Here is a 16,789-nt window from a genome sequence, read left to right as displayed (position 1 = left end):
GATTTTCCAGAAGGGAGAAGAGAGAATGGAGTTTTTTGAACGATTTGCCATACCGCATCCCAGTCCTGCCATATATGCATCTATGGTTGCTATCGCTCTAACGACCATTGCGGTCGTTGTAGGGTTAACCTATTTTAAAAAATGGGGTTATTTATGGCGCGAGTGGTTGACAACGGTGGACCATAAGAAAATAGGTATTATGTATATGATTTCTGCATTATTAATGCTATTTCGTGGTGGAGCAGATGCGTTAATGATGCGCGCACAAACGGCTGTACCTGAGAATACATTACTTGATGCACAACACTATAATGAAATTTTTACAACACATGGTGTCGTGATGATTATTTTCATGGCGATGGCGTTTATTATTGCATTAATGAACTTTGTCATTCCGTTGCAAATTGGTGCACGTGATGTAGCATTTCCACGCTTAAATGCACTTAGTTTTTGGCTTTATTTTATGGGGGCAATGCTCCTTAATATATCATTCGTTATTGGTGGGTCACCAAGTTCTGGTTGGACATCGTATTTTCCGCTTGCAGGAAATGAGCTCAGTCCATCTGTAGGAACGAATTATTACATGCTTGCACTGCAAATATCGGGATTAGGTACGCTAATAACGGGGATTAATTTTATCGTAACGATTTTAAAAATGCGTGCTCCAGGTATGACATTAATGAAAATGCCAATGTTTACATGGGCTGGTTTAATTACAAACGTTATTATTGTATTTGCGTTCCCAGTATTAACGGTTGCTTTAGCAATGGGTACGATGGACCGTTTATTTGCAACTAATTTCTTCACTACGACAGACGGTGGTATGGATATGCTTTGGGCCAACCTGTTTTGGGTTTGGGGCCATCCAGAAGTATACATCTTAATACTTCCTGCATTTGGTATATACAGTGAAATTATTCCAACGTTCGCTCGCAGGAATTTATATGGCTACACAACGATGGTTGTTTCCATGGTCGTTATATCTTTATTGTCCTTTGTCGTTTGGGTACACCACTTTTTTACGATGGGGCAAGGTGCGCTTGTAAATAGTATCTTCTCTATTACAACAATGGCGATTGCCGTACCGACAGGAATAAAAATATTTAACTGGCTGTTTACGATGTGGAAAGGGAAGATCCAGTTTACTGTTCCGATGCTGTATTCGTTAGGGTTTATTCCAATCTTTACGATTGGAGGCGTGACAGGAGTTATGCTAGGTATGGCTTCTGCGGATTATCAATATCATAATACGATGTTCTTAGTAGCCCACTTCCACTTAGTTATTATTCCAGGTGTCGTATTTGCTATGATCGCTGGTTTAACGTACTGGTGGCCGAAAATGTTTGGCTTTATGCTAAATGAACGAATTGGTAAATGGGGCTTCTGGTTTATTGCTGGAGGTACAGTTCTAGCATTCTTCCCAATGTTTATCTCTGGTTTAGATGGGCAAGCACGTCGTATGTATACCTACTCAGAAGGAACAGGCTTTGGAATTTGGAATATGCTTTCCTTTGTCGGCGCCATCGGTTTAGCGATCGGTTTTGCGCTGCTTGTATACAATATCTACTATAGTACGAGATATGCGTCTAGAGACATTGGAGACGATCCGTGGAATGCGCGTTCTTTAGAATGGGCAACACATAATCCAGTACCTGAATATAACTTTGCGATTACACCGCAAGTGAACTCTAGTGAGGCTTTCTGGGATGCGAAAAAACGTGGACATAAACTATTTAAAGCTGGTTACAAAGATATTCATATGCCAAACAATAGTGGAATTCCATTTATTATGAGTGTGTTTTTCTTCATCTTCGGTTTTGCGTTTATCTTTAGTATGTGGATTACGGTTATCGTTTCATTAATTGCTATTTTAGCTTGTATGACATACCGATCCTTTGAAAAGGATGATGGTTATCATATTACTGCTGAAGAACTAAAGAAAGCAGAGTCGGAATTGCGAGGTGCTAAATAATGCAAATAGATAAAACAAAACCACTAGAGTATAGCACAGAGCAAGGACGTTTAAATATTTTAGGATTTTGGATATTTATTGGTGCTGAAGTGATGTTATTTGCTACCCTGTTTGCCTCTTACTTTACATTAGTGGATCGAACTGGAAGTGGTCCTTCAGGATCGGAAATTTTTGAACTAACCCCTGTTTTAATCGAGACGTTACTTTTATTGACAAGTAGTTTTACAATCGGTCTTGGCGTGCATGCAATGCGATTAGGTCGTACAAAGGCAATGCTAACCTTTTTTATCATCACGTTAGTATTAGGTCTTGCTTTTCTAGGTGTCGAGATTTATGAATTTGTGCATTACGTACATGTTGGAGCAGGTTTACAAACGAGTGCGTTTACGTCTATTTTATTAACGACACTAGGAACACATGGACTACACGTAACCTTTGGATTGTTCTGGGGTACTATGATCGTCATGCAAGTGATGAAACGTGGGCTAACACCAGCAACAGCGAATAAATCATTCATTTTCTCCCTTTATTGGCACTTTTTAGATGTCGTTTGGATTTTCATCTTCAGCTTCATCTACTTGAAAGGAATGATGTAAAATGAAGGAATTATTTCCAGCTAAACACGTATCGGGTTTTGTGTTCTCGCTCATTCTTACAGGTGTCGCCTTACTTGTTTATTTCATGGATATGTCATTTGCTGTAGGTATGACTATCCTTGTCATTACCGCATTTGCCCAAGCAACGTTGCAGTTAGTCGTCTTTATGCACGCTGGCGAATCTTCTGATAAAAGATCGATTTATATTAGTGTCATATATGGAATTGTTATAGCTATCCTCACTGTTTTAGGTACGCTATTAGCAATGATTTGGGGTTATGTATAAAATAGAAGAAGAGCTATCCAGATGTTGTTGGATAGCTCTTTTTGCTAAAAACTCTTCATGGATATAAGGTGCTGTATGACTCCCACTCTCGTGAATTGGGGATGGGACTTGAATAAGTCTCAGTGGGAGATAACATCACCTTCACCACGATTCGCTCACTTAATCATTTCATAATTGCTATTTTTAAAATCATTGGGACACAGAATTTAAAACTATATTTTTGAATTTTTATACATATCGTTAGTGTTCGTCTGTGCTTTATACAAATTAATTCGATTTGTAAAATCTATAACTAAAATAAATAACAATAAGAAGCAACAACAATAATAGTACAATTACTAAATTATATATATATTGACTATCCATAACGAAAGAAAACAATACACACATAATTCCCCAAATAAATAATAAAATAGACCCCAACTTATTAGATTTACGCCATGTCTCTTCATTTTTCATAGACCAAATTGTTCTTACACCAAACAATGCATTCATTTTTACTTTTCTCATTGGTATAGACATAATTACTGCAGCAATACCCAATATGAAAACGGGAAACTCAAAACTCATTTCTATGCCTAAGCTTGCTAGGATGATAAATAATTGTAAAACTAAAAAGAAAATGCCTAAGCCAAATAGTATTAGCCTGTTATTAAAATTGTTAAACCTTTTTGTAGACTTAACAATAATTATATGGATTAAACTAATTAACAAAAAAAGCAAGGGAATTATAAAAATACCAATATATTTGTTAGTAAATACATTAGGGATTGCCTTTCCCCAATTCAATATAATTTGATTAGGGAGACTGGGTAGAGAAATAAAACTAATTACCATCATAACAACTAATACAACAGATGTTATTTTTAGCATACTAATACCTCCTATAAAGTTGACCGAAAAACGTAATTTTTTATTGCCAAATAAAGTTGGGCAGCCATATTTTTTTGCAAATTTTTTTGAATTAATCCCATATTTGTTTCCGTTTTTATAAAATTACTAAATATTAAAACCATTTCCTGGAAATAGCCTGATCTTTTAGCGGGCGTGTAAGTTGTTCAAAGATACCGAAGTTTTCCATCTCTATACAATCTTTTACCAACGCATATAAGACAAATGTATTCGTTAAATAAGAAGTGCTAGTTTGGACTTTTCTTCTGTTGTTTTGGTTTAATAAATAGTTTTATTTAGGTGACCATTTTCAAGGTATGCCAAATAGGGTTGATTTGGTAAGTTCCAAATCCGTTTTCTTGTTCCTTATCTCTCTTACTATAGTATGATTTACGGCATTAATTAATTCAGTGCGTGTCATGTTTTTACAAGAACTATATAAATGTCAATGATAAAAATTCTTAGAGTAGCATTTATAAGCCGTACTGGAGTCATACGTGGTTTGGACTTGTTCGAGTTAAGGCACACATTCACCAAAGGCAGTAGGACTCTTTCAACTCGTAATCCCTGCGAAGTTCTTCGCCCATCCCAAGGTACCTGTCCAAATACCAGCGTTCCTTTTCGGTTAGCTTTGCACTGTCTTTGTAAAACACATAGCGCCATCCTTTTACATTTTTTACGGTCATAATCGTTCCATTCAGATTGGATTCTTCTTTTGACTCCGTCAAGAGCCCAATAGATATAACGACAAAAATGAAAACGATCGGCTACAATAACCGGTTTCCCCAGCGCCTTTTGGGCAGCTGCCTTAAAAGAAGGGATCATGTACATAAATGACCACATCCACATTGGTTCCATGTTTTTGAAGATAGTCCTTTATGGTCTTCTTTTTTTGGTTTGGCAAGATATCAATCGGTTCCTTGGTCTCTCCATCAGCAATAATCAATTGATATTTTCCTGCCTTTGTAGCTCCCTTGTATTCATCGATGGCGATCACCTTTGCCAGATCTTAAACCTCTGTCATTTCCTTTACGGGCAAACCGTCAAACCTGCGTATGACGGTCAATACGGAGACGCCAAACTGCTTGGCTGTTTCCTTAAATGTCTTCGCTTGCACTATCCGAACGGATACTAGCCGATTCCATTCGATAGAAAGTCGTTGGTATCGATGAACAAAAGGATTCTCCTCCGCAAATCGTTTTCCGCAAGAGCAGGCATCTTTATGGTAAAATTCTTGCACACAATTCCAGACTTTTCTTGTTTCTAGTCAATTCAAGTATAAAATAATTGATGTTTGCGTGTGAATATTTATGCGCAAATTGTGTGGAATTCCCAACATTTTGTATAGGGCCACAATTAATGCAATGCTAGTGACATTAAATACACATAACTTTATAAAAAAGCATCTTCAAATAATAAATTTGAAGATGCCTTATATATTAAAAAATTTTTTAGTTAAGTGTTGTGATTATTTTATCCACAACCTTGTCTGCCTCAAGAGCTGAACCGGTATTACTATTAATGCCAGGACCTGCACCTGCAGTTTCTATATAAAATGTCAATACAACCGCATGACTAACTCCTACAACAGTAGTTCCTATAGCTACAACGTAAAGTCCCCAGATTAAACCAGCATTAGGTGCTATTAGATCGGACTCCTCTATTTCGATCTCTAATATTTCAACTATTCTTTTACCTCCGTCTGTTAGAAGCTCTCTAGTTTTTAAATAATCCTTATCGTAAACAGCTGTTTGTAGATCATCGAAATAATTTTCATTATCAGATTCCATTTTATCCATTGCATTTTTCACTAATTCTACAACTTCTGAACTATTATTTTGCTCTAATTGATTTTCAGTCCATTCATCTTCAAACAACTCACCAACAGGACCTAAACCGAAGTTAATTCCCATAAAAATTTCTTTTCCACTATATTGTGCAACATTTTGAGCGTTCGACTTAGGAATAGATATTGACGCTATTATTATAGCAACAATTGAAATAAATAAAAAAGGTTTATTTACGAACTTCATCTGTACTCACCTCCTTTCGAAATATTTTGACACAACTTAATTTTTAAAAATGGATTGTTTTTGAAAATTATATTTTTTTCTAATGGAAATAAGTAGAGTATTAATATAGCTAACATAGCTAAAGAAAAAGAAACTAACCCTAAAAATAAAGCAAATATCTCATGCATTAATACTGCAAATACAAAAATAATTTTCCAGTATTTCTTAGGTGCAAACAGAGCTAATACAAGTATAGACTGCATTATTAAGGTTCCCCAAGTTGGGAAAACAACAAAAGATGTTGATAACAGTTTCATTATCGGTCCTTCAATTAAATGTGGTACACCTAGCATTGGTGATTGAAGATAATACCATACAGCCGTTCCATTTATCCATTCTTCAGATGACAGTTTAGCTATAGTAGAATGAAAATAAATTATTGCAACTTGAATTCTTATAAGTTTATGTGTCACTAATGTTATAATTTTATTTCCTATGTAATGACCTTTTTGAATAGTTATTTGTTCCCAATGATTCTTTCGAGGATCAGCTAGAGTAATTGGGATTAGAAGTAATGTGAAAACTGCAGTAACTTGATCTCCGCCATCTAATCCTATCGCTGCTCCCCAAAGACTGTATGTTACCCACCAATGTAAAACACCAGTTATTCTTGGTCTCCACCCAGATATAACTAAAGTTAATATAACGATAGAAGCCCATCTTATGACTTCTAAGTAGATAGTATTATTTGGAACTAAACAATATAAGCTAATAGAATTTTCAGAGCATAGAGGATATTCATTAGAACCTGCGAACGGCCTAAAAAAAATACTAGTGTCGTTCAATAATAAAGTTAAAAGTGTTGATAAAGCCAATATTGATCTAGATAAACCATATACATTGGTGAACGGGTTAAATTTGTCTATCTTTGCTTCTATCTCATTTAGCATTCTATATCAACCCCAGTAACTGTCGAGTTCATATTCATTTTTCCATACTGTTCCCCCCAAGCCCACGGTAAAGGTTCGGTCTCTAAGATAACCCACTTACCACACATAGTATGATTATTATCATCATTAGTAACCTCGGTAAATTCGATTTTTTCTATACATTCTTCAGACAATGGTTCACATTTAGTGGATTCTTCCTTAGGTATTTTTGAATGAATTCTTCCAGCCTCAATGCCCTGCCCTCTCCCGAATCGATCTAATCCGAATATATTTTGTATAGACATGTTAGGCCATGCTAAAGTTTCATCTCCATCAATATGTATTGCATCTATTGTTGGTTCCCTAGGGTCTTTACTAAAAAATCCCCATCCTTGAGGAAAAATCTTGGTGATAGCTTTTTCAATAGCTTTGTTTGAATAAATAGGGGTAGAAGGAAGTGCTGAATGAATTGAGTAGAATAAAACTCCGAAACAGAGAAGGGAGTATATTATCAGATAACTAATATGCTTCAAAGTAGTTCACTTCCTTTAAATAGGCTCTCCTCGCTATTTAATGTTGGTAGTATAGACGGAAAGGTAGAATTGTAGTCGCTTTGACATAGAGCCTCAGCGGGCATGATGGACAAGCCAAGGCGCCAATATGAAAAGGGGAAAATGCTACCCTGCCCGCCACTCCACTTAAAACATTCTAAACTACCTTTCGCTCCCATACTAAACCAATACTCAATAGCGAATAAGGTTTGTCATTAGCATATATTCTAATTATTACAATAAGTTTCTAGATCTCACTTGAGTTGTCAATAGATGTAGCTTTAGGAACATTTGCATGTACTGCTAGTTTGTTCTCGTTTCCACCATAGTTAGTAAACAAGATCCCACCAATTAGAAGTGCTCCACAAGTAAATGAGACAATCAATTTTTTCATATTATTCCTCCTTACAATTTTATTAATTGGTCGTAACTACTATTAGCTAACTTATAATATTGTGTAGACTTTTTATACTTTCCGATTTTTTCAAAATGTGATGCTATCATTTCTGCATAAAATACTAAATGTCGATAGTCCTTTTTTTTCTTTAAATACGGTAAGAATGCTTCTTCTAATACTGGGATAAGTTTGTTGAAATCTTCATTTAACAAGTATGTATATACTTGAAGTGTGTAATGATAAAACTTATAGTACTCCTCGTCTTGAGCAAGACTTAGAGCTTCTTTTCCAAGTTGCAAATATTTTTTTGTTTGTCCGTATTTCTTATTTTGATAAAAATTTTGTATTAAGTTGGTAAAAACATCTAGTTTAATTTCATATTTTAAGTCTTTAGTATTTAAAGTAAGCAAATAATACTCAATAGATTGTTTTGAATCTCCAATGCTAAAATAAAACATACCTAGATTAAGATAGGCTAACTGGATCACTTCTTTATTGTTGCTTAACTTACCTAGATACAACGCCTGATTATAATTTGTTAATGCAAGTTCATTCATTTTAATTCGTTGGTATGAAATCCCTAGCAAGATATGACATTGCGCACAGCGTACAAAGTTGTACTCTTGTTGAAACACGACCATAGCTTTGTTAGCATAATTAATCGTTTCTAATCCATTGGATAATTTGCAATATTCAATAGATATCGCATAATGCAAATCAGCAACTTCACTTTCTTTAATATCAGCTAATTGAATCGCTTTCTCTGCTTGTTGATAGCAATGTAAAGATTGTTGAAATTTTTCTTTAAAAGAATAGTAATTCCCTTTGAATTTATTCCAGTAATATTTATGCGTAGCATTAAATGCGTCGGCCATTTCGTGCAGTTCATTCATCTTATGTAAAGCACGTTTTAAGTCGCGTAAGACTACATAATAACGAATTTGATGAATTTCAAACATGATAGTTTGGTCGTTGATACTACGATTCATTACTTCTTGCAACTCTTCAAATTTAGCTATCATTTCTTCTTTATCAAAACGGTCATAGAGGATGTCATACCATTGCTTACATTTTTCTTCTAATTGTATATCTGGCGTTTCTACAAGCTCAATGTCTAGGCGATTACATAGCGATTGAATGATTTCTGGATTGGCTTTTGCTTTTTGATTTTCTATTTTTGATAAATAGGATAAAGAAACAATACCTGCTGATAATTCTTCTTGTGTCATATTACGTTTCGTTCGCTGCAATTTAATAATAGAACCTATGTCTAACAAATAGATAGTCACCTCCTAGATACGAATTATATTAATTCCTATTATACTAGTAATTTGTAATAATTTGTATTGGGAAAAAAGTGTGATTTTTCTAGTATATGCTTTGTAAAATAAGGTCTTATTACACTGTATTTTCTTTTTCGGGGAAAATGCGAGCTTGTGTCATGAGGGGGTTGTTATAAAACACTTTTTCTTCATATTTAATCTTCGTCTGGACAAAATTTGTAAATTATAGATATACTTTAAATAAAATTATAATTTTATTTAAAGTAAAGGAATGGATTAATATGTTAAACAAAAATGATGTTATACCGCTTTATGTTCAATTAAAGGATGTTTTACGTGGTGAAATTATGAGTGGTAAATTAAAAGACAATGATGCATTACCATCTGAAAGTCAACTTATGAAAAATTATAGTATTACTAGAACGACAATTAGGCGTGCTATAGATGAATTAGTTCAAGAAGGACTTGTAGAAAGAGTTCATGGGAAAGGTGTTTTTGTCCGATTGCGTCAAACACGACACACGGTGTGGAATTTTCAAAGTTTCACAGAATATGCTTTCGGGAAGAGTCAATATCCGATTACAAAAGTGTTGGAACAAAAGGTAATAAAAGAAAGTAATAATAGAATGCTTCACCTTACGCGCTTACGAGGGGTGAAAACGAACAGGACAATTAGTTGGTTAACTATTGATACTTCCATTATTCCTCTCTCTCCATTCCCTGGTCTCGAGCAGTACGACTTTGAAGAAAACTCATTATATGAGTTGTTTCGGCAACAATACAAGTTATATCCTCATCATGTCGATATAGAAATAGTGCCTATAACTTGTGATCATTGGACACATAAGCAATTACAATTAAATAATTATGATCCTTTACTTCAGTCAAAAGGGTCTGTTTATACAGAAAATGGAACGAAAATAGAAGATATAAATATCATTTATGGTCCAAAATTTCAATTTAAGTTGAATCAATATATATAATAAGGAGAAGTATAGTAAAGAATAACTTTTAGTTTTATTTTATATAAAGAGAGTTATATTCTAGCACCAAGACTTGGTTTAATACCAAGTCATTTTTCGTAATCTAGGAAATTATAAAATTTTATATATGTGGGTAAATTCACTAAGTTATTTAGCCACGTCCGGATCGGCTCCAGGCCTAAGAACTAGGCAACTTCACGAATCGCCCTACGATAAGTCATCATCGGTTCGTCTTAAATAGGAAGGCCGACTAAAGACGGTCTTGTCGGAGGGCGCCGCCATACTCCTGTTGCAGAAGCATGATTCCTAAAACTTTCGTGGATTTGTTTCACTAGCTACGTTGCTAACCGGGTGCCCCGAGCTTTTGTTCTGATCTAGGAAAGTATAAAGATATATAGTAATAGAAAAACTTAGCGGCAGCCAAATTTTTCTATTATGTGTGCCAGGCATGCACACATTCTCTAGGGTTCAAGTCCCGAACCACGAAGGCAGTAGTAGTGGTTAGCCTAAGACAAGGGTGTCTGGGGTGACCCAGAATCTGAAGGAAGTCGGCGGCAAATCTCCGCCCTTAGGAACACGAACTTCATAGAAGGCTAGGTGTACTTGGATGAGACTGCATAACAAGTCAAAGTCCTTACTGCCAAAGGGTACACAGAGTAAATGAAGTGGGGATATGGAGAGGAAGAATGTGTGCTTACCCTGGGAGATCTGACAGAAAAGCGGTGCACACGCCGTAACCGAACATGTAAGTGTTCGCTGAACTGTCAGAAGTCAAGCCGAAGCCGTAGTACTAGATATTTCTAGGAAGGGCTGAATCATTGAAGAAGAAAGGTCGCTTCTGAGTACGCAATACTTGATGAAGCAGAAACACTATGGGAGTAATAGGCGAATTTAATTTTGATTATTTAGCACGTGCAATGTCTCAGATTAACCCGTATACAATAGTTATTGAAAAGTCTTCAGGTAAACAAATTTATAAACATCCGGAAGCGAATGAACTGCAATATGAAGTGCATCATACTAAGCATGGAAAATTAACTACTTTTAGTTTGCTTTTAGCCGCTAAACGTTATTCGAATAATTGGCAGAACACGGTAGTAATAGATAAAGTAACTAAAAAACAAATGTACGCTAGAAAGGATTTGGGATGGTACAATTATGCTGTTAGAAATAAAAAGACTGGAGAGCCTATAGCCTCATTCCACTTCTTACCTAATGCGGAGGATTTCGCTAAAAAGTATAGAGAAGGCACAGTAGTTATAGACAATTTAAATGATTAATCTTGGCCCTCGCTCCGAGGGCTTTTTCTTTTCCCACACAGCAACCTCTCCAGATAATTCCTCACGTAACTCACCACACTCAGCAACACTGGGTATATTACTATCCCTAATCTCAGTCATTCCAGTAAAACCGTCGTCGCAGTATTGCTCAAATCTTTCCATATCCTTAACGGATCCAAACCCACCCAAATGTCCTGGTATTATTCTTTTATTCTTTCCACAACCACGCCATCTCTCATAACATTTTCTGTGTTTTGAAGGTATTTTTGTTAATTTGTCGAATATTGTATATAGACTAAGAAAAATGGAGGGTACGCTCATTGCTTAGAGTTGCATTAGATTCTGAAACTGGTCAGAAAGTACTTATTAGAGATTGGGTAATGCATTATATGGAAAAGACGCCACTGTGTTTAGTTTGTAATGAAGAAATGTATACGAAAGGAAATTCGTCTCCAGGTGTAACGACTCATTTTTCACATTATACAGGAACAAATTGCCCTACTGTTGGGGGGAGGCGAAAATTATATGACAATCTACAACCAATAGAAAAGATAGGGAAAACGCAAAAAAAATACAAAGTTTTCTATTAAGCAATTTATGGCCATTATACAAAAAATGCAAAGAAATGTTTGAAGATTTAACAACAAAAGACTATAAGGAGATGATAGAAAAGGCATCAAAAAGGAATATTTGGTTTTATAAAGGAATGGAAGAAAAATATTTACCATATGTCTTATTAGTTAATTATGGTATCTTCGAAAAGAATAAATTTCACAAAGAAAAAACTTATTTTGTTTTTGACTCTAAACTCTCAAATTATGACGACTTATGGATAAGAAATGGAAAAATAAAGCAAAAAATCTGGAAGGTGACTCCTAATTTACATGACTTAGAAGAAATCGAAATTGACTTCGATAATTCAGAATACGCTCCATACTACTTTTTGCCTTGGGTGACGGGGTTAAAAGATTTACCTGATTTATGTAAGTGGTGAAAATTCAATGCCCTTTCTTTGAAAAAGTAGTTCCCTTTGACTGAAGACAAATGCGTGGATAAAATAAAGGAAAACAGACCTTTTGTTTTTCATAATAACCAAAAACCACCTCCTGTAACTATAATCGAAATGAGCTACGAGGAGGTGGTGATTTATTTACTTTTTATTGGGTATTTTATCATCCTCAATTATTTTGTCATTCTCAACATAAAAGTAATATTGTTTTTCGTCACCTTCTAATATTATTACTCCACCATATTTTTGTTCAGGGGTATCTTTCCAGTTGTAGTTTCCTCTTATTACAGCAATATCAGAGTATTGATAGCCCTTTGTCTCTCTTAAATATTGCCTTGCTAAATCTTCAGTTTCTACTATTTTTTTAGGATTACCGTAAAAAAAGCCTAAATAAATGCAGTAAAGACTAAAAGAAAACATTAGCACTAGTAAAATTAACAATATTTTTGAAAAAATGTTTTTTTTTTCAATTTATATAGAATCTCCTTTCCTTTTTATGTATAATATACATGAAATGACAAAAAAAAGAAATAGGAGGTTAAAGTATTATGAAAAAATTAGTGGGTTTATTAGTGATAATTTTAGTTCTAACTTTGTTTAGTACTAATGTATTTGCTTACAATTACCCAAACGGAAAAGCTGCAAAGCCGGGTGATATTTTAGTAACTAGTGACACTGTGGATAAAGGTATAGTAGGACATGCTGCACTTGTTACTGATAGTAATCACTTTATTGAAACTGCTGGAAAGGGCCATTATCCAGAAATTAAAAAATTATCATCTTGGTTTAGCAAAAGAGACACTACAAAAGTAGTAAGAATTAATGATAGTAAGAAAGCGCGCGATGCAGCCTTGTATGGCGCTATGTATGACGGGTCTAAAATACCCTATAAAATAACTAATAATTTATTAGATAACCGTTATATGTACTGTTCAAAATTAGTGTTTCAAGCTTACGCATTTACATCTACTGTATTCTCTATTGAAGCGGCGGGGGAAGGAAAAATTACGCATTGGCCACCGTATAATTTTTTGCAGTCTAGGGCTTATAGAGGTGTCACCCCAAAAGTTGTTTATAGAAAAGGAATGTTATTTAAAGGAGATATATAGGGACACTAGTGTCGCATTAAAATATTCATATGCGATATAAAATACAGAATTTTCTTAAACACTTTGTTTCCATAAAAAAATCCTTTATAATGGTTGGCGGTAGTAACCTATCCAAATCCAATATAAAGGACAAATACCATGGATAAGTCGTAAGCGTAAAACAGCCCACACCTATTATGTAGATGTGGGCCTATGTTAAGATTTACTTAGATTTCGTAGGAACGCGACACTCTTGAGGCAGCGTGGTTGACCACGGTAAGAGTTGGGCTAGTTGTTCCCTATCTGTTGTATCTATATTGGGAAGTCGTTCAAATAAGTAGCTAAGATAATGGAATGGATTTAATCCGTTTTCCTTGGCTGTTTCCACTATGCTATAAACAATGGCACTGGATGTAGCTCCTTTGGCAGTATTACTAAAAAGCCAAGCTTTTCTTCCGATCACAAAAGGCTTGATCGACCGCTCTGCGCAGTTGTTGTCTATCTCCAATCTTCCATCCTTTAAAAATCCTTCTAAGCGATCCCATTGTTTACGGCAATAGGTAACAGCTTTGCCTAGTTTACTCTTCGGAAGAACACGCGGCGTTTGCTGTTTTAGCCATGCTGAAAAAGCATCCAGCACGGGCTGACTGCGCTCCAAACGTTGTTCATAACGTTCCTTTGGGCTAACGCTCTTTAGGTCGCGTTCAATATCGAATAATTGATTACAAAAGTCTAAGCCTTCTTTCGCTTTTACCGCTGTAGTGGTCGAAGATTCGGGAAGCGACTGTAATGCTTCTGTGAATTTACGACGTGCATGCGCCCAGCAACCAATCAGTACGACATTCTTTATTCCATTATAACCAGGGTAACCGTCTACTGTTAAGTAGCCCTGATATCCTTGTAGGAATCGTCGTGGATGTTTGGATGCTCTTGTTTGCTGGTACTCATACAAAATGATTGGCACATCCGTATGGTCAGAGCGATACAGCCACATATACGAATTGGAAGTAGCTTTTCTACCTGGTTCAGATAAAACTTGTACAACTGTTTCATCTGCATGTATGGTATCCAATTCTAATAGGGCGGTATGCATCTCTTTGTAAATGAGTGTAAGCCAAGTGGTCGCACCATATATGACCCAATTAGCTAGTGTTTGACGTGGAATAAAGACGCCAAATCGTTCGAATTGCTTCTCTTGGCGATACAACGGCATTCCTTCCACGTATTTTTGCGACATCGTATAGGCCATGGCGGAAGGAGAGGCTAAACTCCCTGGAAACACAGGCGCTGGCATTTTAGCTGTTTGAATAGGCGTTTGTATCTCATGTTGTTCACAATGGCGACAGCTATAGACGTACTGGACATGTTCCACCACTTTCACCTGCGCAGGAATAACCTTTAATTCTTTACGCACTTGCGTGCTCATTTCATGCAGTTCACCAGCGCAACACGAACACACCTGTTCCTCAGCAGGTAAACGGTATTCTACCGTTTCCGTAGGCAGGTTGTCTAATTGCTCCTTGCGTTGACCTTTTTGCTTCTTGCGTTTATATGTAATCGTCTCCACCGTAGGCTCTTCATGGTTGGAATCCGAAGTGTCCTCTACCTCGTTAAAAAGAGACAGTTGGTCAGAATTGGTCTTCTCGCTAGAAGAGCCGAATTTTTGTTGTTGAAGCAATCTAAATTGTTCTTCATACCATTTTAATTTTGCTTCTAGCTCTTCTTTTTCCAACTCTAGCTTTTCGTTGAGCTCTTGATAATATTCCATTGTGTTCTTGTTTGTTTCCGCTGTTTTATCCATAAAATTAGTATACGAAAAAGAACCCGACTTGCCTAGTCGAATTCCCGTATTTCTATATTTCAATTTTTTATAGAATCGTGCGCGCTAGTACTTCTCTGTGTGCTTGGTGCTGGTTCATCGACATACCATCCAACAACCAGCGAAATTGACGTGGGCTAATAGATATAGGCGTTGTGTCTTTATCGGATGGCCATTGAAATGTTCCTTTTTCAAGCCGACGATAATACAGCCAAAATCCGTTGACTTCCCATTGCAGTATTTTTAACTTATCACGCTTTCGGTTACAAAATACAAACAGGCAAGGAGAAAAAGGGTCTAAATCGAAGCATTCTATCACAATGGCAGCAAGTCCATCAATCGATTTACGCATATCTGTGCTACCGCAAGCTAAATACACTTTTTCAAATGGCATATTCATGAACGTGATTACTTCCCTAAAACATGAATAATATCCGAGAGTAAGTTCATATCCGTTCCTGATCGCACTTCAATCGAGGTGGAACCAACGTGAATAAAGATCGGTTCTTTCTCGTGAGGTGGTACAAGTGGAGAATCACCCATTTGAACGGTTAGCCATCGTGTTTCCCTAGATGCGCTTTTCTTGATGGAAGTTTTTCCGTGCTCACGAAATTGTTGCACCCAATAATACATCTGATGCGTTTTAATTTCTTTCCCCCGGCACCATTCAGATATACTTTGTCCGCTTTCCTTCCAGGCATCATACCGCGCTTTCCATTCTATTCGCTTGTCTTTTAGGGTCATCGCATAACCTCCTAATTTATTTTCTAAGAAGATTATCACATGGATGCCCTGTAATTGTTATGTGTATTTTATTTTACGCTTACGTAACCTATCCAAATCCAATATAAAGGACAAATACCATGGATAAGTCTACACGAAAAACATCATTTAAACAATGGTTATCACCTATAAATCAAACATTATTTAATGAACAGGTGAAAAAGTATCAACTAAATCACTATACTAAAAAGCTACATATGGATTCATTAATGTCATTGCTTCTGTATGCTCAACTTCATGAAACGGAAAGCTTACGAGCGCTTAGCGATGCTGTTTTCTCGGATGAACTACAACAGGCTACAGAGTTAGATTCCATCAGTTTCTCACAATTAGGAAGAAGATTGAATCACGTTCCGACTGCTTTTTTTCAAACGATTTTTCTGGATTTAGTCTCTGATATCCATAAGAAAACAGATTTCCAAAATCGTAGAAGAATAACAACACCATTAAAAATCATTTATTCTAGTACATTACCACTTAATTTAACGAACCAAAAATGGGCTAAATTTCGCAAAACAAAGTCAGGTGTCAAACTTCATTTACGACTCGTATTTATGGTATCCGGATCAAGCGGTCATCACAAATGCGATTGAGCACGACCGCGGACAATTTAGTCGTTATTTAAAGGCAGCGTTATGGAAACCATCCTATATTTGGATTCGAAAAATCAAAGGAAAGAGCGTTCCGTAAAGCTTTTAAAGAAACTGTTGCACTAGCCACTAGCTATAGTAAAAAAAATGGATGTTTACTACCTTCACTTTGGTATTTTAACTTTTTTCATTTTATATCTAAGAATATAATCCGAATATTCATTTAACATTTATGCGACGCTAGTGATATAGGGAAGAATTAATATTTGTTTTAAGAACTGAAAGAGTAATGGAAAAAACAATATAATCATGTGAAAAGG

General features: G+C 35.8%; 18 protein-coding genes and 2 pseudogenes. 9 read left to right on the top strand and 11 right to left on the bottom strand.

What is annotated here, in order from left to right; translation table 11 throughout:
• Positions 1 to 25: 25 nt before the first annotated feature.
• From qoxB to qoxD, 3 genes are read left to right on the top strand one after another with little or no spacing between them, the layout of a single operon-like run.
• Positions 26 to 1,972, top strand: coding sequence for a cytochrome aa3 quinol oxidase subunit I (qoxB, locus tag D9780_RS15470; RefSeq protein ID WP_073007126.1), 1,947 nt, complete (start codon positions 26 to 28; stop codon positions 1,970 to 1,972).
• Positions 1,972 to 2,568, top strand: a complete 597-nt coding sequence (gene qoxC, locus D9780_RS15465; protein ID WP_073007127.1) for a cytochrome aa3 quinol oxidase subunit III — start codon at positions 1,972 to 1,974, stop codon at positions 2,566 to 2,568. Before qoxB ends, qoxC begins: the two co-directional genes overlap by 1 nt.
• Position 2,569: 1 nt before the next feature.
• The gene (gene qoxD / locus D9780_RS15460; protein WP_073007129.1) at positions 2,570 to 2,854 is read left to right on the top strand and encodes a cytochrome aa3 quinol oxidase subunit IV; all 285 of its coding nucleotides are present in this window, start codon (positions 2,570 to 2,572) and stop codon (positions 2,852 to 2,854) included.
• 267 nt (positions 2,855 to 3,121) lie between these two features.
• Here qoxD and D9780_RS15455 read toward each other — a convergent pair whose 3' ends face one another.
• From D9780_RS15455 to D9780_RS15420, 7 genes and pseudogenes are all read right to left on the bottom strand, one after another.
• Positions 3,122 to 3,727, bottom strand: coding sequence for an SdpI family protein (locus D9780_RS15455; RefSeq protein ID WP_121640704.1), 606 nt, complete (start codon positions 3,725 to 3,727; stop codon positions 3,122 to 3,124).
• A gap of 551 nt (positions 3,728 to 4,278) precedes the next feature.
• A pseudogene (locus D9780_RS21455) lies at positions 4,279 to 4,982 on the bottom strand (transposase); the annotation flags it as partial.
• A gap of 214 nt (positions 4,983 to 5,196) precedes the next feature.
• Positions 5,197 to 5,778 carry a sporulation delaying protein family toxin gene (locus D9780_RS15435; RefSeq protein ID WP_121640700.1) on the bottom strand — a complete coding sequence of 194 codons (582 nt, stop codon included), beginning with the start codon at positions 5,776 to 5,778 and terminating at the stop codon, positions 5,197 to 5,199.
• Entirely contained in the window at positions 5,775 to 6,707 is a 933-nt protein-coding gene (locus D9780_RS15430; RefSeq protein WP_121640699.1) for a sporulation-delaying protein SdpB family protein, read from the bottom strand. Before D9780_RS15430 ends, D9780_RS15435 begins: the two co-directional genes overlap by 4 nt.
• Entirely contained in the window at positions 6,701 to 7,219 is a 519-nt protein-coding gene (locus tag D9780_RS15425) for an SdpA family antimicrobial peptide system protein (protein ID WP_121640698.1), read from the bottom strand. The genes D9780_RS15430 and D9780_RS15425 overlap by 7 nt, the downstream gene beginning before the upstream one ends.
• 265 nt (positions 7,220 to 7,484) lie before the next feature.
• Positions 7,485 to 7,631, bottom strand: a complete 147-nt coding sequence (locus D9780_RS21195; RefSeq protein ID WP_162985895.1) for a hypothetical protein — start codon at positions 7,629 to 7,631, stop codon at positions 7,485 to 7,487.
• 11 nt (positions 7,632 to 7,642) lie between these two features.
• Positions 7,643 to 8,911 carry a helix-turn-helix domain-containing protein gene (locus tag D9780_RS15420; protein ID WP_121640697.1) on the bottom strand — a complete coding sequence of 423 codons (1,269 nt, stop codon included), beginning with the start codon at positions 8,909 to 8,911 and terminating at the stop codon, positions 7,643 to 7,645.
• Positions 8,912 to 9,198: 287 nt separating this feature from the next.
• On the opposite strand from D9780_RS15420, the gene D9780_RS15415 reads away from it, so the two are divergent.
• From D9780_RS15415 to D9780_RS15395, 4 genes are all read left to right on the top strand, one after another.
• Positions 9,199 to 9,900, top strand: a complete 702-nt coding sequence (locus tag D9780_RS15415; RefSeq protein ID WP_121640696.1) for a GntR family transcriptional regulator — start codon at positions 9,199 to 9,201, stop codon at positions 9,898 to 9,900.
• An 872-nt stretch (positions 9,901 to 10,772) separates the two neighbouring features.
• Positions 10,773 to 11,180, top strand: coding sequence for a hypothetical protein (locus D9780_RS15410; protein WP_121640695.1), 408 nt, complete (start codon positions 10,773 to 10,775; stop codon positions 11,178 to 11,180).
• A 320-nt stretch (positions 11,181 to 11,500) separates the two neighbouring features.
• Positions 11,501 to 11,770 (top strand): hypothetical protein, encoded by a 270-nt coding sequence (locus tag D9780_RS15400; RefSeq protein ID WP_121640693.1) that lies wholly within the window; start codon positions 11,501 to 11,503, stop codon positions 11,768 to 11,770.
• Between the two features lie 35 nt (positions 11,771 to 11,805).
• Positions 11,806 to 12,174: a hypothetical protein gene (locus D9780_RS15395; RefSeq protein WP_121640692.1), complete on the top strand. Its 369-nt coding sequence runs from the start codon at positions 11,806 to 11,808 to the stop codon at positions 12,172 to 12,174.
• Positions 12,175 to 12,330: 156 nt separating this feature from the next.
• Here the strand turns inward: D9780_RS15395 and D9780_RS15390 are convergent, their stop codons facing one another.
• Positions 12,331 to 12,609 carry a hypothetical protein gene (locus D9780_RS15390; protein ID WP_121640691.1) on the bottom strand — a complete coding sequence of 93 codons (279 nt, stop codon included), beginning with the start codon at positions 12,607 to 12,609 and terminating at the stop codon, positions 12,331 to 12,333.
• A 128-nt stretch (positions 12,610 to 12,737) separates the two neighbouring features.
• On the opposite strand from D9780_RS15390, the gene D9780_RS15385 reads away from it, so the two are divergent.
• Positions 12,738 to 13,298, top strand: coding sequence for a YiiX/YebB-like N1pC/P60 family cysteine hydrolase (locus tag D9780_RS15385; RefSeq protein ID WP_121640690.1), 561 nt, complete (start codon positions 12,738 to 12,740; stop codon positions 13,296 to 13,298).
• A 202-nt stretch (positions 13,299 to 13,500) separates the two neighbouring features.
• Here D9780_RS15385 and D9780_RS15380 read toward each other — a convergent pair whose 3' ends face one another.
• The 3 genes from D9780_RS15380 to D9780_RS15370 all read right to left on the bottom strand — a co-directional run bounded on the left by D9780_RS15380 (position 13,501) and on the right by D9780_RS15370 (position 15,840).
• Positions 13,501 to 15,078, bottom strand: a complete 1,578-nt coding sequence (locus tag D9780_RS15380; RefSeq protein ID WP_121640689.1) for an IS66 family transposase — start codon at positions 15,076 to 15,078, stop codon at positions 13,501 to 13,503.
• Between the two features lie 67 nt (positions 15,079 to 15,145).
• A complete protein-coding gene (gene tnpB / locus D9780_RS15375; RefSeq protein ID WP_162985804.1) occupies positions 15,146 to 15,496 on the bottom strand; it encodes an IS66 family insertion sequence element accessory protein TnpB in 351 nt (116 codons plus the stop codon).
• Between the two features lie 8 nt (positions 15,497 to 15,504).
• Positions 15,505 to 15,840 carry an IS66 family insertion sequence element accessory protein TnpA gene (locus D9780_RS15370; protein WP_121640688.1) on the bottom strand — a complete coding sequence of 112 codons (336 nt, stop codon included), beginning with the start codon at positions 15,838 to 15,840 and terminating at the stop codon, positions 15,505 to 15,507.
• Between the two features lie 119 nt (positions 15,841 to 15,959).
• On the opposite strand from D9780_RS15370, the pseudogene D9780_RS15365 reads away from it, so the two are divergent.
• A pseudogene (locus D9780_RS15365) lies at positions 15,960 to 16,488 on the top strand (DUF4372 domain-containing protein); the annotation flags it as partial.
• Between the last annotated feature and the right edge of the window lie 301 nt (positions 16,489 to 16,789).

It is taken from the genome of Virgibacillus sp. Bac330 (genome assembly GCF_003667845.1).
Lineage (GTDB): Bacteria > Bacillota > Bacilli > Bacillales > Amphibacillaceae > Virgibacillus > Virgibacillus chiguensis.
Note: the sequence above shows the minus strand (reverse complement) of the source record. Positions and strands in the feature narration are given on the sequence as shown.